Origin of the sequence: Ralstonia soli (genome assembly GCF_023955655.1) — a bacterium.
GTDB lineage: Bacteria > Pseudomonadota > Gammaproteobacteria > Burkholderiales > Burkholderiaceae > Ralstonia > Ralstonia soli.
Window position 1 is genome coordinate 156360 of record NZ_JAMXHT010000008.1, and the last position, 25531, is coordinate 181890.

20 protein-coding genes are annotated in these 25531 nt (G+C 66.7%); 8 read left to right on the forward strand and 12 right to left on the reverse strand.

What is annotated here, in order from left to right; genetic code table 11:
• The first annotated feature begins 340 nt into the window (after nt 1–340).
• Both NG900_RS21560 and NG900_RS21565 read left to right on the forward strand, forming a co-directional pair.
• The gene (locus tag NG900_RS21560; protein WP_252683540.1) at nt 341–2392 is read left to right on the forward strand and encodes an OPT family oligopeptide transporter; all 2052 of its coding nucleotides are present in this window, start codon (nt 341–343) and stop codon (nt 2390–2392) included.
• A 17-nt stretch (nt 2393–2409) separates the two neighbouring features.
• Entirely contained in the window at nt 2410–2925 is a 516-nt protein-coding gene (locus NG900_RS21565; RefSeq protein ID WP_252683542.1) for a GNAT family N-acetyltransferase, read from the forward strand.
• A 16-nt stretch (nt 2926–2941) separates the two neighbouring features.
• On the opposite strand, the gene NG900_RS21570 is transcribed toward NG900_RS21565, so the two are convergent.
• From NG900_RS21570 to NG900_RS21600, 7 genes are all read right to left on the reverse strand, one after another.
• Nucleotides 2942–4075 (reverse strand): YbdK family carboxylate-amine ligase, encoded by a 1134-nt coding sequence (locus NG900_RS21570; protein ID WP_252683544.1) that lies wholly within the window; start codon nt 4073–4075, stop codon nt 2942–2944.
• A 5-nt stretch (nt 4076–4080) separates the two neighbouring features.
• The gene (locus tag NG900_RS21575) at nt 4081–5304 is read right to left on the reverse strand and encodes a cation:proton antiporter (RefSeq protein ID WP_252683545.1); all 1224 of its coding nucleotides are present in this window, start codon (nt 5302–5304) and stop codon (nt 4081–4083) included.
• 199 nt (nt 5305–5503) lie between these two features.
• Complete coding sequence (locus tag NG900_RS21580; protein WP_252683547.1) at nt 5504–6637, reverse strand: branched-chain amino acid ABC transporter substrate-binding protein; 1134 nt, start codon at nt 6635–6637, stop codon at nt 5504–5506.
• A 130-nt stretch (nt 6638–6767) separates the two neighbouring features.
• On the reverse strand, nt 6768–10739 hold the full coding sequence (gene putA / locus NG900_RS21585; RefSeq protein WP_252683549.1) for a trifunctional transcriptional regulator/proline dehydrogenase/L-glutamate gamma-semialdehyde dehydrogenase: 3972 nt from the start codon (nt 10737–10739) through the stop codon (nt 6768–6770).
• Nucleotides 10740–10941: 202 nt separating this feature from the next.
• Nucleotides 10942–13239, reverse strand: a complete 2298-nt coding sequence (locus NG900_RS21590) for a primosomal protein N' (RefSeq protein ID WP_252683551.1) — start codon at nt 13237–13239, stop codon at nt 10942–10944.
• A gap of 584 nt (nt 13240–13823) precedes the next feature.
• Complete coding sequence (gene hemE / locus NG900_RS21595) at nt 13824–14918, reverse strand: uroporphyrinogen decarboxylase (RefSeq protein WP_252683553.1); 1095 nt, start codon at nt 14916–14918, stop codon at nt 13824–13826.
• 82 nt (nt 14919–15000) lie between these two features.
• Nucleotides 15001–15480, reverse strand: coding sequence for a cupin domain-containing protein (locus NG900_RS21600; RefSeq protein WP_252683555.1), 480 nt, complete (start codon nt 15478–15480; stop codon nt 15001–15003).
• A gap of 187 nt (nt 15481–15667) precedes the next feature.
• Between NG900_RS21600 and NG900_RS21605 the strand changes: the two genes are divergently transcribed.
• Entirely contained in the window at nt 15668–16015 is a 348-nt protein-coding gene (locus tag NG900_RS21605) for a GFA family protein (RefSeq protein WP_252683558.1), read from the forward strand.
• A gap of 11 nt (nt 16016–16026) precedes the next feature.
• On the opposite strand, the gene NG900_RS21610 is transcribed toward NG900_RS21605, so the two are convergent.
• Nucleotides 16027–17829 (reverse strand): methyl-accepting chemotaxis protein, encoded by a 1803-nt coding sequence (locus NG900_RS21610; protein WP_252683561.1) that lies wholly within the window; start codon nt 17827–17829, stop codon nt 16027–16029.
• 257 nt (nt 17830–18086) lie between these two features.
• On the opposite strand from NG900_RS21610, the gene NG900_RS21615 reads away from it, so the two are divergent.
• Both NG900_RS21615 and NG900_RS21620 read left to right on the forward strand, forming a co-directional pair.
• Nucleotides 18087–19034, forward strand: coding sequence for a sterol desaturase family protein (locus NG900_RS21615; RefSeq protein ID WP_252683563.1), 948 nt, complete (start codon nt 18087–18089; stop codon nt 19032–19034).
• Nucleotides 19035–19114: 80 nt separating this feature from the next.
• Entirely contained in the window at nt 19115–19591 is a 477-nt protein-coding gene (locus NG900_RS21620; RefSeq protein WP_252683565.1) for a hypothetical protein, read from the forward strand.
• 39 nt (nt 19592–19630) lie between these two features.
• Here NG900_RS21620 and NG900_RS21625 read toward each other — a convergent pair whose 3' ends face one another.
• Nucleotides 19631–20512 (reverse strand): LysR family transcriptional regulator, encoded by an 882-nt coding sequence (locus tag NG900_RS21625; protein WP_252683567.1) that lies wholly within the window; start codon nt 20510–20512, stop codon nt 19631–19633.
• A 112-nt stretch (nt 20513–20624) separates the two neighbouring features.
• On the opposite strand from NG900_RS21625, the gene gstA reads away from it, so the two are divergent.
• The 3 genes from gstA (at nt 20625) to NG900_RS21640 (ending at nt 22882) form a co-directional block, all read left to right on the forward strand.
• The gene (gene gstA, locus NG900_RS21630; protein ID WP_252683569.1) at nt 20625–21254 is read left to right on the forward strand and encodes a glutathione transferase GstA; all 630 of its coding nucleotides are present in this window, start codon (nt 20625–20627) and stop codon (nt 21252–21254) included.
• Nucleotides 21255–21434: 180 nt separating this feature from the next.
• Nucleotides 21435–22496, forward strand: coding sequence for a phosphate ABC transporter substrate-binding protein PstS (gene pstS, locus NG900_RS21635; protein ID WP_252683571.1), 1062 nt, complete (start codon nt 21435–21437; stop codon nt 22494–22496).
• A gap of 182 nt (nt 22497–22678) precedes the next feature.
• Entirely contained in the window at nt 22679–22882 is a 204-nt protein-coding gene (locus NG900_RS21640) for a DUF3562 domain-containing protein (RefSeq protein ID WP_252683573.1), read from the forward strand.
• A 6-nt stretch (nt 22883–22888) separates the two neighbouring features.
• Here the strand turns inward: NG900_RS21640 and NG900_RS21645 are convergent, their stop codons facing one another.
• From NG900_RS21645 to NG900_RS21655, 3 genes are read right to left on the reverse strand one after another with little or no spacing between them, the layout of a single operon-like run.
• Complete coding sequence (locus NG900_RS21645) at nt 22889–23848, reverse strand: alpha/beta hydrolase (protein WP_252683575.1); 960 nt, start codon at nt 23846–23848, stop codon at nt 22889–22891.
• A gap of 58 nt (nt 23849–23906) precedes the next feature.
• Nucleotides 23907–24368 (reverse strand): CoA-binding protein, encoded by a 462-nt coding sequence (locus NG900_RS21650; RefSeq protein WP_252683578.1) that lies wholly within the window; start codon nt 24366–24368, stop codon nt 23907–23909.
• Between the two features lie 14 nt (nt 24369–24382).
• Entirely contained in the window at nt 24383–25525 is a 1143-nt protein-coding gene (locus NG900_RS21655; RefSeq protein ID WP_252683580.1) for an RsiV family protein, read from the reverse strand.
• Between the last annotated feature and the right edge of the window lie 6 nt (nt 25526–25531).

Consider the following 25531-nt stretch of genomic DNA (forward strand, 5'->3'; position numbering starts at 1 on the left):
TGGCCTTTGTCTTTTGTCCTTTGACGTTCCTGCCCTTGATGGCGCCTTGGATTTTTGTTGCGGGGAGGATAAAGAAGGGAGGCTTGTCTGAGCGTAGCGAGTTTGCCTCCCTTCCCTCCCCGCGACACAAATCCAAGGGGAAGTCGCCATCTCGGGCGCGCATTTCTTTGCTTACTTTCTTTGGGCAAGACCAAAGAAAGTGAGTCAGCCCCGGCAGGGGATGAAACGGGGGATGCACCACAAGCAAAAAATTAGAGGAGGCACAAAAAAAACCAACAAACCACCCCATCCCTCCCCTCCTATAATCCGCGCCACAAGAACCCTTTAGGAGCCCCGCAGGATGCAACCTCTCCATCCTCCCAAGCACATTCCGGCAGCGACCCTGCCGGAGCTGACGCTGCGCGGCATGATCCTCGGTGCCATCATCACCGTGATCTTCACCGCATCCAACGTGTACCTCGGCCTGAAAGTGGGCCTGACATTTTCTTCGGCGATTCCCGCAGCGGTGATCTCGATGGCGGTGCTGCGCATGCTCGGCGGCACGAACATCCTCGAGAACAACATGGTGCAGACGCAAGCGTCTGCGGCCGGGACGCTGTCTTCGATCATCTTCATCCTGCCGGGCCTGGTGATGATCGGGCACTGGCAAGGTTTTCCGTTCTGGCAAACGTTCGGCGTGTGCATGGCCGGCGGCATGCTGGGCGTGGTGTTCACGATCCCGCTGCGCCACGCGATGGTGGTGCAGAGTGATCTGCCCTACCCCGAAGGCGTGGCTGCGGCGGAAATCCTGCGCGTGGGCAGCGGCCACTCGGCGGACGGTGCAGACACCGATGACGATGCCGTGCCCGCCGCCACCGGCATGCGCGATCTCGCCGCGGGCGGCATCGTCGCGGCCATCGTGGCGTTTGCAACCAGCGGCCTGCGCGTGCTGGGCGAAGGCGCGAGCTGGTGGTTCGCGGCCGGCGCATCGGTGGTGCGATTGCCGTTGGGCTTTTCAACGGCGCTGCTCGGCGCGGGTTACCTGATCGGCCTGGTGGCCGGGCTGGCAATGCTGGTGGGCCTGATCATCGCTTGGGGCATCGCGGTGCCCTACCTGACTTCCATCACGCCGATGCCGGCGGGCAAGGCGCTCGCCGCATTCGGCACCGATGTGTGGCGCACGCAGGTGCGCTTCATTGGCGCGGGCGTGATCGCCGTGGCGGCGGTGTGGACACTGGGCACGCTGATCGGCCCCGTGGTGCAGGGCGTGAAGCGCTCGTTCGGCAGCCTGCGCCCGCAAGGCGACGCCAAACAGCGTACCGACCAGGACATGGCGCCGCGCTGGATTCTGCTCGTCACGCTGGCGATGGTGGTGGTGCTGGTGATCACCTTCGCAGCGTTCCTCGCGCCGACCATGCTGTCGGCCGGCTCACGCTGGACGCTGATCACCTGCGCGGTGATCTTCGCGGTGGTGTTCGGCTTCCTGGTGGCAGCGGCGTGCGGCTATATGGCCGGGCTGATCGGCTCGTCGTCGAGCCCGATTTCGGGCATCGGCATCATCGCCATCACCTTGGTGTCGCTGCTGTTGTTGGCCATTGGCGCGAACAATGGCCTGATGGGTTCGCCGGAAGCGAGCAAGCTGGGCATCGCGCTGGCGATCTTCACGACGTCGGCCGTGGTGGCCGTGGCGACCATCTCCAACGACAACCTGCAGGATCTGAAGACCGGCTGGCTGGTCGGGGCTACGCCGTGGCGCCAGCAGGTGGCGCTGCTGATCGGCTGCGTGGCGGGGGCAGCGGTCATCTCGCCGGTGCTGGAGCTGCTCTACAACGCATACGGCTTCCCGGGTGCGCTGCCGCGCGCCGGCATGGATGCGGCCCAGGCGCTGTCCGCACCGCAAGCCACGCTCATGACGGCGATTGCCACCGGCATCTTCACGCACAAGCTGGAGTGGAACATGGTGATTGCGGGCATCGTGATCGGTGCCATCCTCATCGCCATCGACTGGGTATTGAAGCGCCGCGGCGGCGTGGCACGGCTGCCCGTGCTGGCCGTGGGCATCGGCATCTATCTGCCGCCGACCATCAGTACGGTGCTGGTGACCGGCGCGGTGCTGGCGTGGGTCATCGAGAAGATGCTTGCCAAGCGCGCACAAGCTGCAGGCGTGCCGGTCGAGCGTTATGCCGAGGTGCCGAACCGCCACGGCGTGCTGCTGGCTTCGGGCCTGATCGTGGGCGAGAGCCTGGTCGGCGTGGTGATGGCGGCCATCATTGGCAGCACGAGCAGCGATGCGCCGCTGGCGATTGTGGGCGCGTCGTTTGAAGGCACGGCGCAATGGCTTGGGCTGATCGTGTTCGCCTTGGTATGCTGGGCGTTCGCGCGCCGCGTGCTGGCGGTGCGCCCGACACACTAACGTTCCAACGCCTCACCATGCTGCTCCGCGACGCTACGCAAGCCGATCTGCCGGCCATCCTCGCCATCTACAACGATGTGATCGCCACCTCCAACGCGGTCTACACCGAAGCCCTGGCCACGCTGGAAGACCGCACCGCGTGGCTGGCCCTGCGCGCCACGCAGGGTTATCCGGTACTGGTGGCTGAGGAGGATGGGCAGGTCGCAGGCTTTGCGTCGTTTGGGGATTTCCGACCGTATCCGGGCTTTCGGACCACGGTCGAACACTCGGTGCACATTCACCGCGACTGGCGCGGCAAGGGTCTTGGCAGCCTGCTGACCGAAGCGCTGTGCGAACGCGCCGCGGCGATCGGCAAGCATGTGATGGTCGGCGCCATCGACGGTGCCAACGCGGGCTCGATCCGCATGCACGAAAAGCTCGGCTTCAAAGAGGTGGGCCGCATGCCCGAGGCGGCCATCAAGCGCGGCCAGTGGCTCGACCTCGTCTTCATGCAGCGCATGCTCGAAGCACCGGGCACGGTCGGCAACGACTGACCGTTCCGCCGATGCCTTATGCAGGCTGCGTAGCAGCCTGCGTCCATCGCCCGCAACCGCGTCGTACGGTCTCGTGCAGGTTGCGGGTTTCGCGCTGCGCCGCGCGGATCCACTCGGCATCCGCATCGCGCGCCTCCACCACCTCGCGCACCATGTCGAGCGCGCCTTCGGACGACAGCGCCTCGGCGTGCGTCGAGAGCACCTTGCTCGTCTCCAGAATGTGATCGGCCAGCGCGCCACGGCTGCCGGTGGCGGGGTCGACGTATTCGCCCGCCAGCCCGAAGCGGCACGCTTGGAATCGGTTGAACGTGTAGACGAGGTAATCGTCTTCCACCGGCGTGAACGGGCGATCGAGCAGCAGCCAGCGGCCCAGCGCCTGGATGTAGGCGGCGATGGCGGCGGCGCGCTCAACGGTGAGCGGGGTGTCCATCACGCGCACTTCGATCGTGCCGAATTCGGGCTTGGGGCGGATGTCCCAGTAGAAGTCCTTCATGCTTTCGATCACGCCGGTGGCGTGCATCTTGTTGAAGTACGCAATGAAGGCATCCCACGTGAGCACGAACGGCGCGCGGCCCGACATCGGGAAGGCGCTGACCGAATTCATGCGTGCCGAGGCAAACCCGGTATCCACCCCCTGCACGAACGGCGACGACGCGGCCAGCGCAATGAAGTGCGGCACGTAGCGCGACATGGCGTGCAGCAGGTACAGCGCGTCGTCGGGATTCGGGCAGCCAATGTGCACGTGCTGGCCGAACACGGTGAACTGCTTGGCCAGATAACCGTACAGATCCGAGATGTACTGATAGCGCGGCGACTGCGAAATCTGCCGCTGGCTCCACTGCTGGAACGGATGCGTGCCGCCGCCGCAGATGCCGATGTTCAGCGCCGTGGCGGCATCGGCCATGCGGTCGCGCATCTCGCGCAGTTGCCACAACGCCTCATCGTGGCTGTGGCAGATGCCGGTGGAGATTTCGATCATCGAATCGGTGATCTCCGGCTTGATGTCGCCGGGGTACTCCTTGCCTTTGAGCATGCGCAGCAAGTCTGGCGACGCGGAGGCGAGGTCGTAGTCGTGGCGATTGACGAGCTGCAGCTCCAGCTCGACGCCAAACGTGAGGGCTTCGGATTTCGAGAACGGTTCGAGGGACATGGGGCTTAGTGCCTCCCTTCGTCTTGGCGCACCTCACCGGCCCAGCGCAGCGAACGCGCGGTCAGGATGGGCGCAGCAATTTGCTGGATCGCCAGCGTGCACAGGATGATGGCCGCCAGCGGACCGCCGGTCTGTGGATACAGCGCTGCCGTATCGTGCATCAGCAACCATGACAATCCCGACATCGGCCCGAGCGCCAGGCCCAGGGCCACGCTCTGCCGCATCGACAGGCCCGTGAACGAGCCCAGCGCCGTCGTGGCCGCCAGTTTGGCAATGAAGCGCGACAGCACCAGCGCCACCGCCGCCACACCGCCGATCATCCAGTCCGACGCCCGCAGCGGCAGGCCGAGTGACACGATCATCACCACGATCAGGATGCTGCCCGCGCTGCCGAAGTGCGACGGCCACACGCGCGGGTGGTCGTCCTGGTGCTTGAACACCACGCCCGCCAGCAGCAGCGTGAGCGGCACCGACAGTTTGAGCAGCTTGGCCATCGCCAGTGCAAACAGCACCAGGCCCACCAGCACCAGGAACGCGTAGTGATCATCACCCGCCATGCGGTGGTACAGCGCATGGCCCACCTTGCCGACCACCCAGGCCAGAAGCACGGAGCCTGCCAGCAAATACAGCGGGTGGATCAGGGCGGCGGCCCAGTGGCCGTATTCGCTGTGCAGCCAGCCGGCCGTAAGAGGCGCCAGCACGCTCGCATAGATGCTGTTGAGCGCGCCCAGCGAAAGCAGCCGCTCCGTCACCTGGCCTTCCGCGCGCAACTCGTTCTTGAGCTGCAGCAGCACCGTGGGGGACGTAGCCACCGCGATGGCGCCCGCGGCCACCGCCACCGGCGCCGCCACGCCAAACACCTGCAGCACCCAGGTCACCAGGCCCCAGGTCAGCAGGCTCTCGAACCCACTGGTGAGCAGCAGCCAGCGATTGGCCCGCAGCCACTCGAACGAGAGCCGATGCCCCAGTTCGAACAGCGCCAGCGCCAGCGCCATCTCAATGAGGATTTGGGTCTGGTCGAGCATGTCGGCGTCGATCAGCGGGCGGCCGAGCACACCGGCCACCAGCCCCGCCAACGCATAACCGACGATGCGTGGCAGCTTGAGCGCCACGCGGGCGAACTCGCCACACAGCGCCGCGCCGACCAGCGCCAGCCCGATCCAGAACAGGCCACCAGGTTCCGGCGGCCACGAAGGGAAGAGATCGTGAAGTCCTGTCATGGCCGACATGGTACCCGAAGCACCCCAGCCGAAAAGTCAGCCAAGCACTGACACGCAATAAGACTGCGTTACACGATGTTTAAACGGAGATGGGCGAAAATTATCGTTAATTGCGGCATTCGCGTGTGTTGGCGACAAGTCGCGGCCAAAGAAAAAACCGCCCTTCGGGGCGGTTTTTTCTCCAACCAACGGCTGAGAGACGTTCGGCTTACTTGCCGCCCACGCTCTCCAGCGGTGCCCACTTGCCGCCGGTAACCTTGTAGACGGTGATACCGCCATCCTTCAGGTCGCCTTTGTCGTCGTAGGCGTAATGCTTGGCGGTCACGCCTTGCATGTTGGTGGCGGCCAGGATCGGCAGGTACTTGCCCGGGTCCGAGGAACCGGCCTTCACCATGGCTTGCATCAGCGCCATGGCGCCGTCGTAGGCGTACGGCGAGTACGTCTGCACCGGCGTGCCAAAACGCTTCTCATAACGGGCCTTGTAGCCCGCGCCGCCCGGCATCTGCTCCAGCGGCAGGCCGGCCAGCGAGCACACCACGCCTTCAGCCGCCTGTGCGCCTGCCAGCTTGATGAAGTCGTCGGTCTTGGACATTTCGCCCGACATCAGCGTCGACTTCATGCCCAGTTCGCGCATCTGCTTGACCAGCGGGGCCGATTGGCCTTCCGCGCCGCCGTAGAAAACGGCGTCCGGCTTCTTGGCCTTGATCTGCGTAAGGATCGACTTGAAGTCGGAGGCCTTGTCGTTGGTGAACTCGCGACGCACGATGGTGGCGCCGGCAGCCTTGGCGGCCTTCTCGAACTCGTCCGCCAGACCCTGGCCGTAGGCCGTGCGGTCATCGATGATGGCGATGTTCTTGTAGCCCAGCTTCTTGACGGCGTACGTGCCGACCACCGAGCCCTGCTGGGTGTCGGAGGTCATCATGCGGAACGTCGTCTTGTAGCCTTGCTTGGTGTACTCAGGCGCCGTCGCCATGGCGATTTCTGCGATGCCGGCGTTGTTGTAGATGCGCGAGGCCGGGATGGTGGTGCCCGAGTTGAAGTGGCCCAGCATGCCCTTGATGCCGTTGTCCACCAGCTTCTGTGCGACGGTGGTGCCCGTCTTCGGGTCAGCCTGGTCGTCTTCCGACACCAGCTGGAACTTGACGTCCTTGCCGGCGATCTTCGGCTTGGTGGCGTTGAACTCTTCCACCGCCAGCGTCAGGCCGTTCTGCATGTCCTTGCCGTACTGGGCTTGAGGACCGGTCATCGGGCCGGCGTAACCGAGCTTGATGACTTCCTGGGCCGATGCTGCACTCCCCAGCGCGCACAGTGCGGCCGCCAGACACAGTTGCTTCAATTTCATTTGTGCGTCTCCTAGTTCAAACGCAATTTGGATCAATAGCGCGACGGGATCACCGTCGCCCTCCTCCCGCTTCGCATTCCACCCGCACCCGTCGTGTGGGTGAAACCGCGAATCCTGCTCGTGCTCCCCGTCAGCCGATGGTCATCAGGCTGGCGTTGCCACCCGCTGCAGCCGTGTTGACCGACAGCGATCGCTCGATCAGCAGGCGCTCCAGCGCCAGCCCTTCCCCGCCGTGCGGCAGGCCCTGTACGCCCACGATCGGGCCGGCACGCCGTGCCAACCCTTCGCAGATGGCGCGCAGATGGTCCGAATCGCCGTGGTGCAGCACCGCATCAAACACCGCTTCGTCGGTCGACCCGACCACGCGGACGCGCGATTGTACTGCCGCCGGCAGGCCACGCAGTACCGCTTCGATGGCAGGGTTTTCCTGCACGACAGCCGTACTGCCGACCGCCAGAACCGCTGCCAATTGGCGCAGCCAGTCGGCCGGATCAGCCGCCACGCACAGCACCGCTTCGCGCGGCAGCAGCGTATAGGTATTGCGCTCGCCGGTCGGGCCCGGCAGCGTGGCCGTGGCACCGGTGGCCGATGCAGCGGCCAGGCGGTCGCACAACGCAGCCAGTTCAGGCGACTGCTTGCGCGCCCAATCGGCCAGCGCATCGAACGGCGCCAGCAGCGCACGGCGCGCATCGGTATCGACGTCCGTACCCGTGCCTGCGGTCAGCTGCAGCGCGGTGCGCATGCCGTCCTGCGGGCACGTCGACAGCAGGCGCAGCAGATACAGCGGGCCGCCTGCCTTCGGGCCGGTGCCCGACAGGCCTTCGCCGCCGAACGGCTGCACCCCCACCACGGCGCCGACGATATTGCGGTTCACATACAGGTTGCCGACATGCGCGCGGTCCACCACGTGTGCGATGGTCTCGTCAATGCGCGTGTGGATGCCCAGCGTCAGGCCGTAGCCCGTGCCGTTGATCTGCTCGATCAGCTTGGTGAGGCCCGCGTTGTCACCGGAGCGCTTCCAGCGCACCACGTGCAGCACCGGGCCGAAGATTTCGCGCGTGAGGTCCGACAGGCTGTCGAGTTCGATCACCGTCGGCGGCACGAAGGTGCCGTGTGCGCACGCATCGGGCACGGGTGCCTGATGCACGCGGCGGCCCTTGGCACGCATGGCTTCGATATGGCCGACGATGTTGTCGCGCGCTTCGGCGTCGATCACCGGGCCGACATCCGTGGCAAGGCGGTCCGGATTGCCCATCGCCAGTTCGGCCATGCCGCCCTTGAGCATCGCGAGCACGCGGTCGGCCACATCGTCCTGCAGGCACAGCACGCGCAGTGCGGAACAACGCTGGCCCGCTGAATCGAACGCGGACGACAGCACATCCGCCACCACCTGCTCGGCCAGCGCGGACGAGTCCACGATCATCGCGTTCTGGCCGCCGGTTTCGGCAATCAGGGGGATCGGCGCGCCGTTGGCATCCAGGCGGCCGGCCAGCGTGCGCTGCAAAATGCGCGCGACTTCGGTGGAGCCCGTGAACATCACACCCTTGGTGCGCGTGTCTTTCACCAGTGCGGCACCAACGGTCTCGCCGCGGCCCGGCAGCAGTTGCACGGCACCGGCAGGTACGCCGGCTTCGCGCAGGATGCGCACGGCTTGGGCGGCGATCAGCGGGGTCTGCTCGGCGGGCTTGGCCAGTACCGGGTTGCCGGCGGCCAGCGCGGCGCTCACCTGACCGGTGAAGATTGCCAGCGGGAAGTTCCACGGGCTGATGCAGACCACCGGGCCCAGCGGGCGGTGCGTGTCGTTGGAGAACCCGCCGCGCACCTGTGCCGCGTAGTAGCGCAGGAAGTCCACGGCTTCACGCACTTCGGCGATGGCGTTGGACAGCGTCTTGCCCGCCTCGCGGATGATCAGCCCCATCAGGTGCTGCATCTCGCCTTCCATCAGATCGGCGGCGCGATCGAGCAGCGCGGCACGCGCTTCGGGCGGCGTGGCTTGCCAGATCGGGGCGGCGGCCGTCGCGGCAGCGAGCGCGGCATCGACATCCGCTTCGGTGGCTTCCGTCACGTGGCCCACCACATCGCGCAGGTCCGACGGATTGCGCACAGGTTGCGGCGTGCCACCGACGTACGGTGCATCGCCGATGGTCGGCGCGGCATTCCACACGGTGCTCGTGCTGGCCAGCAGCGCGGACGATAGCGACGCCAGGCGCTGCTCATTCGCCAGGTCGATACCGGCCGAGTTGGCACGGACATCGCCATACAGGTGGCGTGGCAGCGGAATCTTCGGATGCGGCAGGCCGAGCGTGCCTTCCTCGGCGTGCATCTTCTCCACCACGGCCACCGGATCGGCGACGAGGTCGTCCAGCGGAATCGCCTCGTCCGCAATGCGGTTCACGAACGAGGTGTTGGCGCCGTTTTCGAGCAGACGGCGCACGAGGTAGGCCAGCAGTGTTTCGTGCGTGCCGACCGGCGCGTAGATGCGGCACGGGCGGTTCAGCTTGCCCGGCTTGTTGCCGACGACCTGCTCGTACAGCGGCTCGCCCATGCCGTGCAGGCACTGGAATTCGTACTGGCCGGGGTAGTAGTTCTGGCCAGCCATCTGGTAGATCGCGGCCAGCGTGTGCGCGTTGTGCGTGGCGAACTGCGGGAAGATCGCATCCGGCGCCGCCAGCAGCTTGCGCGCGCACGCCAGGTACGACACATCCGTGTAGACCTTGCGCGTGTAGACCGGGTAACCCTCCAGGCCCTCGACCTGGGCGCGCTTGACCTCGCTGTCCCAGTAGGCGCCCTTCACCAGGCGGATCATCAGGCGGTGCTTGCTGCGGCGGGCCAGGTCGATGATGAAGTCGAGCACGAACGGGCAGCGCTTCTGATAGCCCTGCACCACGAAGCCGATGCCGTTCCAGCCAGCCAGCTCGGGCGCAAAGCACAGGCGCTCCAGCAGATCGAGCGACAGCTCCAGGCGGTCAGCCTCTTCCGCATCGATGTTGATGCCGATGTCGTACTCGCGGGCCAGCATCGCCAGGCTCTTCACGCGCGGGTACAGCTCGTTGATCGTGCGGTCGTATTGCGCACGGCTATAACGCGGGTGCAGCGCCGACAGCTTGATCGAAATGCCCGGCCCTTCGTAGATGCCCCGACCGCCCGAGGCCTGCCCGATCGCGCGGATGGCCTGCTCGTACGACGCGAGATAGCGCTGCGCGTCTTCCTCCGTCATGGCGGCCTCGCCGAGCATGTCGTAGGAGTAGCGGAAGCCTTCGGCCTCGAACTTGCGCGCGTTGGCCAGCGCTTCGGAAATGGTTTCGCCGGTGACGAACTGCTCGCCCATCAGGCGCATCGCCATGTCCACGCCCTTGCGGATCAGCGGCTCGCCGCTCTTGCCGATGATGCGCGTGAGCGCCTTGGAGAGCCCCGCTTCGTTGTGCGTGGCGACCAGCTTGCCCGTGAGCAGCAGCCCCCAGGTGGCGGCGTTGACGAACAGCGACGGGCTCTGGCCCAGGTGCGAGTGCCAGTTGCCGTTGCTGATCTTGTCGCGGATGAGCGCGTCGCGCGTGGCTTTGTCGGGGATGCGCAGCAGCGCTTCGGCCAGGCACATCAGCGCCACGCCTTCCTGGCTCGACAGGGAGAATTCTTGGATGAGGCCTTGGACGAGGCCTTCACGGCCCGTGCCGGCCTTTTGCGCACGCAGCTTGCCGGCGAGGTTGTGAGCAAGTTGCTTGGCGTCCGAAGCGAGCGCACCCGGCAAGCGGGCCTGCTCCAGCAGCATCGGAATGGCTTCGGTTTCCGGCCGGCGATACGCGGCCGTGATGGCAGCGCGCAGCACCGACTGCGGTTGCACGCTCTGCGCGAATTCGAGGAACGGTTGCACCGCAGGTTCGTCACCCTCGTGCACATCCGAGACGGCGGCGGCAGCGGACGGGAGGCCATCCGCCGCCGTGCCGTTTGTTTCAGTTGGCAGCTGCCCCCGCTCCACTTGATCCAGATACGTGAAGATCGCCTGCTTGATCAGCCAGTGCGGCGTGCGGTCAATGGACTGTGCAACGCGCTTGAGGCGTTCACGCGAAGCGTCGTCCAGCTTGACCCCGAGGGTGGTTGTAGCCATGTGGGTTCCTTTACCAGAGCTGCCAGTGCCAAAGCTTGTGGCCGGCAAACGGAGCGGATAATACGCCCGCGCGAACAGAAGGTGCAACCTAGTAGAACCCCTTGCTTCTAATGGGCTAATTTTGGTGCAACCGCACATGGTTTTGGGGCGACAACCGGGGGGCCTTTCCCCTCGCCGGGGCGGGGATGCACCCCACAAGGCCCTAGATCCGCAGCGGATCAATCTCCAGTTGCCACCGCACGCCTTTGACGGTCTTGCCGATCTCGGCAAAACCCTCAGTCCAGGCCGTCAGCAGCTTTTGCAGGGCGCCCCGGGACGCGCTCTCCACCAGCAATTGCGCGCGTTCGCGGTTGGCCAGCCGCACCATCGTCATCGGCACCGGGTCATGCAGGAAAACCGTCGCGCCCAGTTCTGCGGCGAGGGATTCTCCGGCCGCGCGGGCCTCGCCGAGGAACGCCAGCGCGCGCGCCACCTCCTTGTGCTCGGCAGTGAGCAACGCCTGATAGGCAAACGGCGGCAGCCCGGCCTGCTTGCGCTCGCGCAGCAGTTGCCGCGCGAACCCGCCGTAGTCGTGCCGAACCAGCGCCTGCAGCGCCGGCGCATCCGGATAGCGCGTCTGGATCAGCACTTCGCCCGCCAGCCCGGCACGGCCGGCGCGCCCCGCCACCTGCATCAGCGAGGCAAACAGATGTTCACCGGCCCGGAAGTCATGGGAGAACAGCGAAGGATCCGGCCCTACCACGCCCACCAGCGTCACGCGCTGGAAGTCATGCCCCTTGGCGACCATCTGCGTGCCGATCAGGATGTCGACGCTGCCCTCGTGCACGGTGTCGAACAGCGCTTCGGCGCTGCCCTTGCGGCGGGTGGAATCGGCGTCGATGCGCGCCACGCGCGCCTGGGGAAACAGTGCACCGAGCGTCTCTTCGATACGCTGTGTGCCGCGCCCCAGCGGGGCGATATCGACGTTGCCGCAGTCGGGGCAGTGATGCGGAATGCGCGATTCGTACCCGCAATGGTGGCAGCGCAGGCGCCGCTCCGGCTTGTGCAGCACCAGGTACGCAGAGCAGCGCGGGCAGCCCGACAGCCAACCGCAAGAGTCGCACGACAGCACCGGCGCATAGCCGCGGCGGTTGAGGAACAGCAGGCTCTGCTCGCCGCGTGCGAGGCGGTCGGCAATCGCGTCGACCAGCGGCTTGGACAATCCATCGCGGATCTCCCGCCCCGCGCGGCGCTCCAGGTTCAGGTCGATGAGCGACACGCGCGGCAACACCGCCTCGGCCTGCGCGCGCTGCGAGAGCGTCAGGCGCACGGTGGCGCCCTGCTCGGCACGCCACCAGGTTTCCAGTGACGGCGTGGCCGAACCCAGCACGACGGGGATGTTGCGCTGCTTGGCGCGCCACAGCGCCAGGTCGCGCGCGGAGTAGCGCAAGCCTTCCTGCTGCTTGTAGGACGTGTCGTGCTCTTCGTCGACGAGGATGAGCGCCAGGTTCGGCAGCGACGCCAGCATCGCCAGCCGCGTACCGAGCACGATGCGCGCCTCGCCGCGATGGGCGGCGAGCCAGTTCAGCGCGCGCGGCTGCTCCGCCAGGCCGCTGTGCAGCGCAGCCATGGGTACGCCGGGAAAACGCGCCGCAATGCGCGCCTCCAGCTGCGGCGTGAGGTTGATCTCGGGCACCAGCATCAGCACCTGCGCGGCGGAGTCGCGCGCCAGGGCGTCGGCGATGGCGTGCAGGTAGACCTCGGTCTTGCCGCTGCCGGTCACGCCGTAGAGCAGGAACGGGCTGAAGGCCCCGCTCGCTCCACCCTGCGCAATCGCGGCCACGGCGGCGGCCTGCTCGGTATTCAGGGCGGGTGCGACAGACGGTTCGGGCAATTCCAGCGGTTGCGGCAGTAGCGCCTTCGGCCGCAGTTCGGCGCGCAGCCAACCCACCGCCGCCCAGTCACGCAGCTTGGCCACGGCCTGCCCGTGCAGGGCGACGGCGGCGCTGGTGGACAGTTCACCGTCGCCGGTCAGCGCTTCGGCCAGGCGCATGGCGCCCGTGGCGCGCTTCGGGACGCTGTCCAGCAACGCCACCCGCGCCGGCTCAAACATCACGTAGACGGTTTCGGTGGCCTGGCGCGCGAGGTTGTCCCAACTGCCAGGCGTGCGCCATAGCGGTGGCAGCGCCGGCAACGTCACTTCGCCCAGCGCCCGGTGGTAGTAACCAGCGGCAAATTCGGCCAGGGCGCGCCATTCAGCGTCGAGTGGCGGGACCCAATCGAGCACGCGTTCGACGTCGCGCAGCTTGCCTTGCGGCACCTCGGTCGTAGCGGCGGTGTCGATCACCAGTGCCACGACGCGCCGGTTGCCGAACGGCACCACCACCAGTTGCCCGGGCAACACCGGCTGCGCGCAACGGTAGTCGAACACCGCATCGAGCGGCGTATCGATCACCACCCGCGCAATGGCGGCCGACGCCCGGGCATCAGGAAACGCGGCGTCGACGTGGGTGGTGGTCATGCGAAGCGCAAACGGTTGAATTGCAAAGGGATTGTTGCGATGCGGCGGCGAATCCTGCACCCGGTAAAAGCGTCCTGCCCATCTCACCTTGCCTCCACAGCCTTTGCCGTGGCGGGCGCGATGTTCAAGTATTACTTGAGGTTTGTGCCTTGGCGCCCTGATGCGGGATCAGTTTTCCGGCCTGTCCACACAACCTGTGGATAACTTTGTTGAAAAGTCGGCCGCTACGTCTGCGAAGGCCGATATGTCCAGCGTTTTTCTAGCTTGCACGATTTCCGCGCACGCGGCTTTCTTTCAAAAAAATCAAACACTTATGCGTTGAATGCGCACAGGCCTTTCTGCTGCGCCGCGAAAAAAACAAGCCGCGACAGCTTTGTGCATAAGTCAAGTCTTGACAGGCAGGGTGCGCACAAAAAGGTGCGAAATAAATCGCTTGACACCCTGCCCGGGCCAGTTTGGGCCACCGGCACGCAAGTAGTCACTCACCCTGTGCGCACCAAAGCGGCGAGGATTCCACCCGTGCCCTTGGCTTCACGCACCGTGGTGGCTCAATTCAAACGCTATCGCACTGCAGCATGAAACTGTTACGCGGCCTTTGCCCGCAGCGCACGGCTGAAGGCGTGCACTTCGTCCACCAGCACCGTCACCGCTTCGGGCGGGGTGAACTGCGAAATGCCGTGGCCCAGGTTGAAGACGTGGCCGTCGCTGTCGCCGCTAGCGGCGTAGTCTTCCAGCACGCGGCGCGCCTGTGCGCGAATCGCCTCCGGCTCGGCAAACAGCACGGTCGGGTCCAGGTTGCCTTGCAAGGCGACGCGGCCGCCGGTGCGCTGGCGAGCGAGCTGCAGGTTGACCGTCCAGTCCACGCCCAGCGCATCGGCGCCGGTTTCGGCCATGGCTTCGAGCCACAGGCCGCCGCCCTTGGTGAACAGGATGACCGGCACGCGCTGGCCATCGGCGCCCGGGCGGATGCCTTCCACCACGCGCTGCATGTAGGCCAGCGAGAACTCGTGATAGATGCCGTCGGCCAGCGCGCCGCCCCAGGTGTCGAACACCTGCACGGCCTGGGCACCGGCATCGATCTGCGCGTTCAGGTAGTCGATCACGGCCTGCGCGTTGATCTCCAGGATGCGGTGCATCAGGTCCGGGCGCGCATAGAGCATCGACTTGACGGTGCGGAAGTCGTCCGAGCCGCCGCCTTCGACCATGTAGCAGGCCAGCGTCCAGGGGCTGCCCGAGAAGCCGATGAGCGGCACGCGCTGGCGGCTGTCCTGCACCAGCGCGCGGCGGATTTCGGCTACCGCGTCGAACACGTATTGCAGTTGGGACATGTCCGGCACCGACAGCGCCGCCACGTCGGCTTCCGAGCGCACGGGCTTGGCAAAGCGCGGGCCCTCGCCCTGCGCGAACGACAGGCCCAAGCCCATGGCATCGGGCACGGTCAGGATGTCGGAGAAGAGGATCGCCGCGTCGAGCGGGTAACGGTCCAGCGGCTGCAGTGTCACTTCCGTCGCGTACGCCGGGGACTTGGCCAGCCCGAGGAAACTGCCCGCACGGGCGCGCGTGGCGTTGTACTCAGGCAGGTAGCGGCCAGCCTGGCGCATCAGCCACAGCGGCGTGTACTCGGTGGGCTGGCGGCGCAGGGCGCGCAGGAAGGTGTCGTTGGCGAGCGGTGCGGACATGGCGATGGTCTCTTCAGGAGGGCGCCATTGTAAGGGATGGTGTTTTGATCCCGCCCTGATCCACACCAATACCCGGCACAGCTCACGGCACCTTGTGGGTATCCCCCGCGCGCTGCGGCGGCAGCTTGATCGCCATCGACTTGAAATCCGTGCTGGTGGTCAACGTTCCATGCACCACGCCGTGCGGAATGACGATCAGGTCCCCCGCCCGCACCTCGCGCGGTGCGTTGTCGAGCCAGACGGTGGCTGTGCCCGACATCACGTACTGGATTTCGTCCGAGTAGGTATGCGTGTGCTTGGCCACGGTGCCCACCTGGATGCCCACCGTGCCGTTGGCCGTGGCGACCAGGGTCTTGGTGCGCAGCGTGCCCATCTCGGCGATGACGGGGCCGATGTCCTCCGCAGACATGCCGCCCATGTTGGCGATCTGCGGCGTGAGCGGCGGCGGCGCAGCGGCGGCCGCCGCCGGTGCGGAGGCCTGTGCCAACGCTCCGGCGCAACCGGTCAATGCAACGGCGGCGCAAACCGCGCGTACGACAGCAACAGGACGATGGCGATGCATGGGGCCCTCCTCATGACGCGGCCGCCGTCAGGGCGCGGCGATCCGTGTGGCGTATGCGTGGCGATTGTCGCATCGGCGCGTGGGCACCGAGACCTAGGGCGATTCCCGAGCGCCCGGCGCCCGCCAACCGGCTCACCTATAGTGGACGACGCCCATCCGACTGCAAACACATCTGAAGGAGCCCGGTATGACACACAAGGGAAGCTGCCACTGCGGACGCGTCGCCTTCGAAGTCGAAGGCCATCCCGAGGGCGCCATGGCGTGCAACTGCTCGATCTGCCAGCGCAAGGGGTCACTGCTGTGGTTCGTGCCCCGCGACAAGGTGAAGCTGCTCACGCCCGAGGCCAACGCCAGCACCTACATCTTCAACAAGCACGTGATCAACCACCGCTTCTGCCCGAACTGCGGCATCCACCCGTATGCCGAAGGCGTGATGCCCGACGGCGCGCCAATGATCGCGGTCAACATCCGCTGCCTGGAAGACATCGACCTGGACAGCGTGCCCGTCAAGCATTTCAACGGGCGTGCGATGTAACTTCGCGCCGCTTAGCCCGCACGCAGCTTGAACAGCCCCACCGTGCGCGCCAGGCCATGCGCCTGCTCGTTGAGCATCGACGAGGCGGCGGTCGACTGCTCCACCAGCGCGGCGTTCTGCTGCGTGGCCTGATCCATCTCGGCGACGCTGCGATCGATCTGGCTGATGCCGGCGCTCTGCTCGTGCATCGCGCCGTCGATCTCGCCGATGATGCGGGCGACGCGTTCGATACCCTGCACGATCTCCTGCATTGTCGCGCCGGCGGCCTGCACACGCTGGGCGCCGGTCTTCACGCTGGCCTCCGATGACTGGATCAGGTCCTTGATCTCGCGCGCGGCGGTGGCGCTGCGCTGGGCGAGCGTGCGCACCTCGCCGGCCACCACGGCAAAGCCGCGGCCGTTGTCGCCGGCACGGGCAGCTTCCACCGCGGCATTCAGCGCGAGGATGTTGGTCTGGAACGCGATGCTGTCGATCACGCCGATGATCTCGGTGATGCGTGCCGACGACCTGGCGATCTCGTCCATCGTGCTGACCGCGCTGGAGACGACCTCGCCGCCGCGCGTTGCCGCATCGCTGGCATCGCTGGCCAGGCGCGTGGCTTGCACGGCCGCATCGGCGGAGTTCTTCACGCTGGTGGTCAGCTCGGTGAGCGCGGCGGAGGTTTCCTGCAGGTTGCTGGCCGAGGCTTCCGTGCGGTTGGACAAGTCACGGTTGCCCATCTCGATCTCGCCGGTAGCCGACTTCATGTTGTCGACGCCGGCGCGCACTTCCAGCAGCACCTCGCCGATCTTGTCGATGAAGGTGTTGAACGACGCGCTGATCTGCGCGACCTCGTCGTTGCCGACCACGGGCAGGCGGTGGGTGAGATCGCCGCCGCCGGCGCCGATGGTGTCCATTGCATCGCGCACCTGCGAGAGGCGGCGGAACGACTGCGAGGTGAAGAACGCAGCGATGCCCACGGCGGCCAGCGTCAGCAGCACCATGGCGACGCCCAGCGCCTTGACGACGTTGCGCAAACCGGCGGTGGCCTCGGCCTTGTCCAGCGCAATCACGAGATACCAGTCGGTGCCCTGCACGGCCTGCGCCTTGAGCAGCTTGGCGGCGCCGCCCAGCTCCACTTCCAGCGGCGCGGCGGCCTTGGCCAGGTTGGCGAGTGCGTCGGCGTTGAGCGATGCCGCCATGTCGGTCGCCGGCTTGAGCATCAGTTTTGCGTCGGGGTGGGCGATCACCTGGCCGTCCTTGGCGACCACGAAGGCGAGGCTCGACGGCGTCGGGTGGACCGCCGCCACCACTTCGCGCACGCCATCGAGCGGCACGGCGCCCGACAACGCGCCCGTGGCCTCGCCACCCTTCATGAGCGGCGCGGCAAACGACACGTACGGCACACCGGTCGACACGTCGCCATAAGGCTTGGTGACGAGCAGCTGGCCCGCGGCAATCGCCTGCTTGTACCAGGGGCGCGACGTCGGGTCGTAGTCCTTGGGCGTGGTGCTGCTGGTGGAGATGAACGACTTGTCGGCCCAGCCGATCGTGATGATGGGGAAGCCGTTGGCGTTGCCCATCTGCTTGCCGAAGCCTTGCGGGTCGCCCTGCTCGATCACGCCGGCGGTGGCCTTGACGGCCTGCGCCTTGGCCGCGACCCATTTGTCGATGGCCAGCGTGTTGCCGCTGGCGATGGCGGCGAGGTTCTGGTCGATGGTTTCCATCGTGTTGGTGCGCACAATGGAATACGTGGCGGCGCCAGACAGCGCCAGTGCACCGATCACGGTGGCCGACGAGATGAGGAGAATGCGGGTGCGGAGGGAGGAGATCATGATTCTTCTAGGTGGAACGTCCTGCGTGAATCTGACTGCGTACGGTGCGTGCCGTAGCGCCCTCCAGAACCGACTGCCGGCTGTCGGGGGCCACCCAACCAGCTACGGCAGCGCCCGCCCGAACTTGAGGCGGCAGTGCCCGTCCTCCCGCAGCGGCACGCCGAACACGGTGTAAGACATCTCGGCGTCTGCCCCGATTGCCGCCTCAATACCGTTTGCAGTACCGTCGCTGGCATCATTCGCCGGAGCCGCGTGCCATGGCCGTGCTGTTCACCATCCTGAAGATTGCCGTCGTGGTCGTGCTGGTGTCGTCTCTGGCCGAAGCGATCGTGCTCTCGCTACGCAACGGATGGGGCAGCTACGACTGGAAGGCCGCCGGCGTGTCGGTGGTGGATTTCCTGGTACGCGAGTACCCACTGCGCTGGCTGCTGCCGGTGGCCTTCTGGGTGAACGGCCTGGACTGGGTCTACCAGCACCGCCTCTGGACCCTGCCGATGGACCACTGGACCGGCTGGGCCGCCTGCTTTCTCGGCCAGGAGTTCTGCTACTACTGGTACCACCGGGCCGCGCACCGCGTGCGCTGGTTCTGGTGCACGCACGCCATCCACCATTCGCCGAATGACCTGAACCTCTCGGCCGCCTACCGCTTCGGCTGGACGGGCCGGCTGACCGGCACGCTGGCGTTCTTCGCGCTGGCGCCGCTGCTGGGCATGCCGCCGCGCATCGTGCTGATGCTGCTGTCGCTGAACCTGCTGTACCAGTTCTGGATTCACGCCACCTGGATCCCGCGCCTCGGCCCGCTGGAATGGGTGCTCAACACGCCGTCGGCGCATCGCGTGCACCACGCCTCCAACCTCGAATACCTCGACGGCAACTACGGCGGCGTGCTGATCGTGTTCGACCGACTGTTCGGCACGTACATCCCCGAACGCCGCGATGTGCCCTGCCGCTACGGCCTCGTGCATCCGATGCGCACGTACAACCTGCTGACGATCGAGTTCGCGCACTGGCGTGCGCTGTGGCAAGACCTGAAGACGGCCCGCTCGGCCCGCGACGTGGTCGGCTACCTGCTTCGCCCGCCAGGCTGGCGGCCCGACGGCAACGGCGAGACCACGGAGGAATTACGCCGGCGTGCCGCAACGGCCAGCGCGTTCGCGCCACCCGAGCCGTCCGGACCGGGCGCGGAAGCCGTTGTGTCTTCGTGACACCCCCTCCTTCCGCATACGAGGCAGCGCGAAAGGTTTCTGCTAGCCTCGATCCGTCCATCCTCACGCTTTCCACGACCATGCCGATCGCCTTCCCACGTTCGTGGCGCCTTGCCGCCGCGATGGCTACGCTGCTGCTTGCCTGTCACGGCACCGCATTCGCCGCCCCTACCGTGACAGATCTGCCCGTCAAGCTCGGTGACTCCGTCGACGACGTCAAGCGCGCGCTGGGCACCACGCTCGATCCCGAGCCGATGGATCAGCCCAACCCGGCGTTGCCCAAGAAGAAGCAGCTGCGCCTGAAGACCAAGGGTATCTGGGTGTTCTTCGAGAAGGACCGCGTGACGACCTATCGCGTGGATGCGCCCTTCAAGGGCAGCGTAGGCGGCGTCCATGTCGGCGACGACGTCGTTACGCTCACCAAGGCCCTCGGCAATCCGGTCAAAACGGGAACATTCGCCAACAGGACCACCTACACGTACTACTTTGACGACGTCACGACGACGACCTTCCTGCTGAACAACGACGAAGTGGAAACCATCCTCTTCATCAAGTAAGCCACGGAGCAGAACGCAGGGGCCCGTCCCGCTCCTGCTTCACGGCAGGCGCAGCGTCTGCGCCAGATGCCCATACACCACCGCAATGCGCCGCAGGTGGCGCGATTCCGGATGCGTCAGCAGCCACAGCTCTGACTGGTTGGCATCCGCCAGATCCCGCAGCGTCACCAGATCGCCGCGCGCCTGCGCCATCACGATCGGCAGGATACCGACGCCCATCCCCATGCCCACCATCTCGGCCGCAATCTGCAGGCTGTTGACGAAGTACGTGGGCATGACCTTCGGGAAATGCCGCTTGCGCCAGCTGACGGACGGGTGCTCCGGAATCGCGTCGTCGATGGCGATCCACGGCGGGCGGCCGGCTTCCACGTCTGCGTAGGTGACACCGCTGGTGCGCCCGGCATAGAGCCCTACACGGATCGAGCCGATATGCTTGCCCACCAGATGCTGCGGCGGGCGGCGCGTGGCCCGCACGGCAATGTCGGCATCGCGCCGGGTCAGGCTGGCCAGCTCGTTGCCTACGCGCAGGTCGTAGTTCAGGTTCGGGTGCTGGGCCTGCAGCACCTTCAACGCGGGCGCGACCAGGCCGACGAGGATGGTGTCCGTGGTGGTGATGCGCACCGTGCCCGACACCTGGTCCGGCGCCGCATGCACCGCCGAGCGCGCGGCTTCCAGTGCCGACTCCACCTGCTCGGCCTGCTCTGCCAGCAAGTGCGCCAGCTCCCCCGCCAGATACCCCGTGCGTGAACGCGCAAACAGCGATTGCCCCAGCCCGCGCTCGATGCGCTGCAAAGACCGGAACACCGTGGACGCATCCACGCCCAGCCGCTCACCCGCAGCCGCCAGCGTGCCGGTGCGCACCATCGCAAGCACGATCTCCAGGTCGGCTGCGCTCAGGCTGTATTGCGTTTTTGCAAGCATGGTTTTCTATCTCGCCTATTTCATTGGCATACGCGCAATCCTACAGTGTTGATACCGCCACCGCGGCGCAACGCCGTCTGCGGCATTCCCAACCTGTCTGGACACAACGATCATGAAGCTCTACTACTCCGCCGGCGCCTGCTCGCTGGCCGTGCACATCGCCCTGCGTGAAGTGGGCGCGCAGTTTGACCTGACCGCCGTTGACCTCACCAAGCACCTCACCGCCGACGGCACGGATTTCTATTCGATCTCGCCGCGCGGCTACGTGCCGCTGCTGGAGCTGTCGGACGGCTCGCGCCACACCGAAGCCGCCGCGCTGCTGCAGTACGTGGCCGACCTCGACCCGGCGCATGCCCTGATCGGCAAGCCCGGCAGCGCGCAGCGCCTGGCCGTGATCGAGTGGCTGACCTTCGTCAGCACCGAGCTGCACAAGGGCTTCGGCCCGCTCTGGTACAAGGACACGCCCGAAGCCACGCGCCAGGGCGCCAAGGACAAGCTCGCCAAGCGCTTTGCCGAACTCGACGCGCGCCTCGCCAAGCAGCCGTACCTGGCCGACACCTACAGCGTGGCCGACGCCTATGCCTTCACGGTGCTGAACTGGTCCAACTTCCTGGCGCTGCCGATGACGGCGTACCCGAACGTGCAGGCGTACATGGCCCGCGTGAGCGCACGGCCGCAGGTGCAAGCAGCGTTGAAGGCGGAAGGGTTGGTCAAGGCCGACGCCGCCAGCGCCGTCGCCTGACACGTGGGCATGCGGGGTCGGCGGGCTAGCAACGTCGCCGATCCCCCACCCGACTCCGCCCAACGTTTGCGGAACGTCTTACAACAGCTCCGCATGTCGTAAGGCGCGCCCATCCGGCGTTGCGCGTCACACGTCGCTACAATCGCGGCTTTGCGTCTTCTGCCGTCCGCAGGTTTTCCCATGTTCAAGCACGTTGTTCTCGCCCTGGCGGTTGCCGCTGCGGGCTTGCCCGTTCTCGCCCGCGCGGAAGTGCGCGGCGCGGGGTCGACGGCCGCTGCGCCGGTCTATCGCGTCTGGTCGGCCGGGTATGCCGCGTCGTCGGGGGTGGCGCTCAACTATGACGCCGTGGGGTCAGGAGAAGGCCTGAAGCGCATTCGTGCCGGTTCGGTGGATTTTGGTGCATCGGACGTGCCGCTCTCCGCCGCCGATGCGGCCAAGGCGGGGCTCGTCTGCGTGCCGTCGGTGGTGACGGGCGCGGTGCCGTTCGTGAACGTGCCGGGCGTACCGCGCGGGCAGCTCAAGCTGACGGGCGAACTGCTGGCGCAGATCTTCCTCGGCAAGGTCGAGAGCTGGGACGCGCCCGAACTGCGGGCGCTGAACCCCGGCATGACGCTGCCCAAGCTGAAGATCCGACCGGTGGTGCGGGCCGATGGCTCGGGCACGACGTATCACTTCACCGATTACCTGGGCGCCGTCAGCCCTGACTGGAAGCGCGCCTACGGCACCCAGTCGACCGTCAACTGGCCCGCGGGTTTCACTGCCGCCAAGGGCAGCGGCGATGTGGTCAAGGCCGTGCAGACCACCTCCGGCGCCATCGGTTATGTCGACTACAACTATGTCCTCGACAACGATCTGAACGCCGTGCAGCTGCGCAACTTCGCGGGCCGGTTCGTCAGCGCGCAGGTCGGCGGCTTCCGCGAAGCCGTGGTGCAGAGCGCATGGAACCGCAAGGGCGATTTCACCGCGCCGCTGGTCAACCTGCCGGGCGCAGAGACGTGGCCCATCACCATGGGCACCTTCATCGTCGTGCCGGCCGTGAGCCAGTCCGGCCCGCGCACGCTGGCCGCGCTGAAGTTTCTGACGTGGGGCTACTTCCACGGCGACGAACTGGCTGCGCGTGCCAAATTCGTGCCGCTGCCCGAGCGCGTGCAGGCGATTGCGTACCGTGAACTGGCGCGCGTGACGGATGCGTCGGGCACGACTATCGGCCTGCAGAGCATGCCGGCAAGCTGGGGCAAATAAGCAGCAGATGGATAATGCCGGCGCAGTTTTTGCCCCGGCAACCGCGCCGTTTTGATGCTGGGCAGACGCCCGTCGAAAGCTTTGCAACAGGGGTAGATTGTTTCAGCGAGTTTCCTATAGTGGTCACTCGCCGCGCAAAGTCGCCCCGCGCGTCACTGCCAGAGCAACAACGGGAAGCAGACATGGGTACCGCCATCGCAGATCAGGACGAGCAGATCGACCAGATCGCCCACGACACCGGCGCGCCGGCCGACCTCGTGCGCGCCCAGTACATCGAAACCATGCGCATCTTGGCCGCCGATGCGCGCGTGCACGACTATCTCGCGCTGTTCGTCGCGCGCCGCGTGATGGCCGCCTTCCGCCCGCGCCGCACACCGCCGCGCTGACGCGCGTTACTCCCCGCTGATCATCCCGACGAAGGCGTGCGCCGCGCGGCGCATCCATTCGCGTGCGCGCTCGGCCTCGAACTGGATGCGCGCAAAGCCGTGCGTCATGCCCGACGCCTCGATGGTGATGACCTGGGCGCCGTGCTGCACGAGGTAATCGGCGTAGCGCAGGCCATCGTCGCGCAGCACATCGTGCGCGGCCACGATGACGACCGTGTCGGGCGGCGTGTGCTTCGGCGGCTGCGCCATCAGGAAGACGCGTGCGTCCTGCTCCGCAAGCGGCCTGGCGAGTGCGTCAGCGCCGATGAACTTCTCCCAGTACCAACGCATTTCGTCGCGCGTGAGGCCGGGGCCCTGCGCGAACGCGTTGTAGCTCTCGCTGCCGAACGCCGGCGTGGTGACCGGATACAGCAGGAACTGCGCGTTGACGAGGCCGGGCCGGACCGTTGCATGCACGGCCTGCGTGGCCTGGACGGCAAGATGGCCCCCGGCACTGTCACCGCCGACCGCGAGAAAGTCCGGGTCGAAGTCGAGTTCGGCGCGTTGCTCGGCCAGATAGGCCAGCGCATCGCGTGCATCGTCGGCGGGGGCGGGAAACGGATGCTCGGGGGCGAGGCGGTAATCGACGCTGACCACCGCGCAGCCTGTGTCCAGCGCGATCAGCGCAGCAAGCATGCGATGCGTCGTGCGCGGCGCGCCCACGACCCAGCCGCCACCGTGGAACCACACCAGCAGGCGCGGCGTGGCTACACCCTGCGGGCGGAACACGATGGCATCGAGCGTGCGGCCCGCCAGCGGCAGGCTCAGGTCGGACACCTCGATGCCTTCCGGATCGGGCCGGGCGGACAGCGCGGCAATCGCCTCGAAGCGCGCGCGCTGTGCGCAGGCATCTTCAGGTGGGGGCAGTGCGCCGAATTGCTCGGCAACACGCTGGTAGAACTGCAGGATTTGCGGATCGACGGCCATGATGTGCGTGGGATGCAATGACCGTCAGAGTGTAGCGCGCGCGGCAATGCGCACGCCGTCAGTCCTGGGCGCCGATGCCGAGCCGCCAGTGCTCGATCTTGGTACAGCGGTCCTGCACGGCCGGAATGCCGGCGTTGCGTGCCACGGCCATCGCCTCGTCGTTCACGATGCCGAGCTGCACCCAGATACCGCCCACGCGCAGCGCCACGGCCTCCTGCACGACGGGCAGGACCTGCTCGGCGCGACGGAAGATGTCGACCAGGTCGATGCGCTGGCCAGCGGCGGCGAGCGTCGTGGCGGCTTCGGTCAGCGTGGCGTAGCAGGGCTCGCCGAGCACGTCTTCGCCCGCATGCTGCGGGTTGACGGGCACGATGCGGTAGCCGGCCTGCTGCAGATAGCGCGCCACGTCATAGCTGGGCCGCGTGGGCCGCGGCGACAGTCCGACCACGGCAATGGTCTTGCCGGACAGCAGCCGGCGCATGGTGGCTTGTTCGTCGACGTAGGAAGGATTGGCAGACATGGTGGGTGTTGCGTTCAGGTGGTGGGCCGCTTGCATGCGGCGCCCAGATCATCAAGCCGCACGGCGGCGCGGAACGCACCCGACGAATACGGCCCCACTTCATACGGCCCGTAATGCACGACGATGCGGTCGCCTTGCAGCGTAAACGGAAACGCGGCGTTACGCAGGTCCTTCTCCTTGAGCGCACCGCGCGACGCTTCGGGCGCCCCTTCGCGCTTGAGCGCATCGACGAGCTGCGTGTTGAAGCTCTGCAGGCAGGCCGAGGTCGGGTTCAGCACGTCGGCCAGCGCGATCGGCAGAAAACCCTGCGCGCCACGTCGCCAGTTGCCGCCGGCAAAGCTGTAGTTGCCGTGGGCGCCGCCGCTGTAGGCCCACACCATGCGCAGCAGGCTCACGGTGTCGCCCAGGCCGATGGCGCTGATGCGGATGACGCATTCGGTGTCGTACTGGTCGCAGCGGCGGACGCGCAGCGACTGCACCAGGGCGTCGATGGCGGCATCGCCGGTGACGGGGTAGCGCTCGGTCAGCCGGGCCTGCCCGGAGGCACTGATGGCTTCCTGATAGCGTGCCGCGCGCTTGAGCGTGAAGGGCTGGCTGCGGCCGCCATCGCTCCAGGTGCCGGTGGCGGTGGTGCCGTCGACCGAGAGGGCGCCGGAGAGCGTGCCACCCTCGCGCATGACCGCCTGGCCAGCGGCATCGAGCGCCTCGGCACGCTCACGCCACACGAAGCGGCGTTCGGGCGCGTTGCGGCCTTCGATGGACCAGAAGGCGCGACCTTGGGGGCGGTCGTCGTAGGCCTCGCCGGTGAGGGTGTCGGCGACGGGGTCCTTGTCGCCCTCCTGCGCCTTGGGCGGCGGGTCATACACGTTCAGCCACAGGTTCCAAGCGGGGCTGTCGGCGCCTTTGCCTACCGTGCCTTGCCAGAAAGCGCCGGCAAGACGCTCGTGCTGCTCTTTCGATTTTGCAAGGGGGGCAATTGGTGCAGAAGCAACAGGCGCGGAGGCGGCCGGGGCACTCGCAGGCAGGGCGGAGGGCGCGGAGGCCGCTTCCGAACCCGCTTGTGCGGCCGCAACCCCGCCCAGTGTCCCCATCAAGGTAACAAAAGCCCTGACTCCGATCGATTTCTGCAACACATGGTGCACCGCATGCCTTTGCATGCCTCC

What these genes read in the sequence shown, in the direction of transcription:
- NG900_RS21560 (WP_252683540.1), top strand. Translation starts at nt 341, where the DNA reads ATGCAACCTCTCCATCCTCCCAAGCACATTCCGGCAGCGACCCTGCCG.
- NG900_RS21565 (WP_252683542.1), top strand. Translation starts at nt 2,410, where the DNA reads ATGCTGCTCCGCGACGCTACGCAAGCCGATCTGCCGGCCATCCTCGCC.
- NG900_RS21570 (WP_252683544.1), bottom strand. Translation starts at nt 4,075, where the DNA reads ATGTCCCTCGAACCGTTCTCGAAATCCGAAGCCCTCACGTTTGGCGTC.
- NG900_RS21575 (WP_252683545.1), bottom strand. Translation starts at nt 5,304, where the DNA reads ATGTCGGCCATGACAGGACTTCACGATCTCTTCCCTTCGTGGCCGCCG.
- NG900_RS21580 (WP_252683547.1), bottom strand. Translation starts at nt 6,637, where the DNA reads ATGAAATTGAAGCAACTGTGTCTGGCGGCCGCACTGTGCGCGCTGGGG.
- putA (WP_252683549.1), bottom strand. Translation starts at nt 10,739, where the DNA reads ATGGCTACAACCACCCTCGGGGTCAAGCTGGACGACGCTTCGCGTGAA.
- NG900_RS21590 (WP_252683551.1), bottom strand. Translation starts at nt 13,239, where the DNA reads ATGACCACCACCCACGTCGACGCCGCGTTTCCTGATGCCCGGGCGTCG.
- hemE (WP_252683553.1), bottom strand. Translation starts at nt 14,918, where the DNA reads ATGTCCGCACCGCTCGCCAACGACACCTTCCTGCGCGCCCTGCGCCGC.
- NG900_RS21600 (WP_252683555.1), bottom strand. Translation starts at nt 15,480, where the DNA reads ATGCATCGCCATCGTCCTGTTGCTGTCGTACGCGCGGTTTGCGCCGCC.
- NG900_RS21605 (WP_252683558.1), top strand. Translation starts at nt 15,668, where the DNA reads ATGACACACAAGGGAAGCTGCCACTGCGGACGCGTCGCCTTCGAAGTC.
- NG900_RS21610 (WP_252683561.1), bottom strand. Translation starts at nt 17,829, where the DNA reads ATGATCTCCTCCCTCCGCACCCGCATTCTCCTCATCTCGTCGGCCACC.
- NG900_RS21615 (WP_252683563.1), top strand. Translation starts at nt 18,087, where the DNA reads ATGGCCGTGCTGTTCACCATCCTGAAGATTGCCGTCGTGGTCGTGCTG.
- NG900_RS21620 (WP_252683565.1), top strand. Translation starts at nt 19,115, where the DNA reads ATGCCGATCGCCTTCCCACGTTCGTGGCGCCTTGCCGCCGCGATGGCT.
- NG900_RS21625 (WP_252683567.1), bottom strand. Translation starts at nt 20,512, where the DNA reads ATGCTTGCAAAAACGCAATACAGCCTGAGCGCAGCCGACCTGGAGATC.
- gstA (WP_252683569.1), top strand. Translation starts at nt 20,625, where the DNA reads ATGAAGCTCTACTACTCCGCCGGCGCCTGCTCGCTGGCCGTGCACATC.
- pstS (WP_252683571.1), top strand. Translation starts at nt 21,435, where the DNA reads ATGTTCAAGCACGTTGTTCTCGCCCTGGCGGTTGCCGCTGCGGGCTTG.
- NG900_RS21640 (WP_252683573.1), top strand. Translation starts at nt 22,679, where the DNA reads ATGGGTACCGCCATCGCAGATCAGGACGAGCAGATCGACCAGATCGCC.
- NG900_RS21645 (WP_252683575.1), bottom strand. Translation starts at nt 23,848, where the DNA reads ATGGCCGTCGATCCGCAAATCCTGCAGTTCTACCAGCGTGTTGCCGAG.
- NG900_RS21650 (WP_252683578.1), bottom strand. Translation starts at nt 24,368, where the DNA reads ATGTCTGCCAATCCTTCCTACGTCGACGAACAAGCCACCATGCGCCGG.
- NG900_RS21655 (WP_252683580.1), bottom strand. Translation starts at nt 25,525, where the DNA reads ATGCAAAGGCATGCGGTGCACCATGTGTTGCAGAAATCGATCGGAGTC.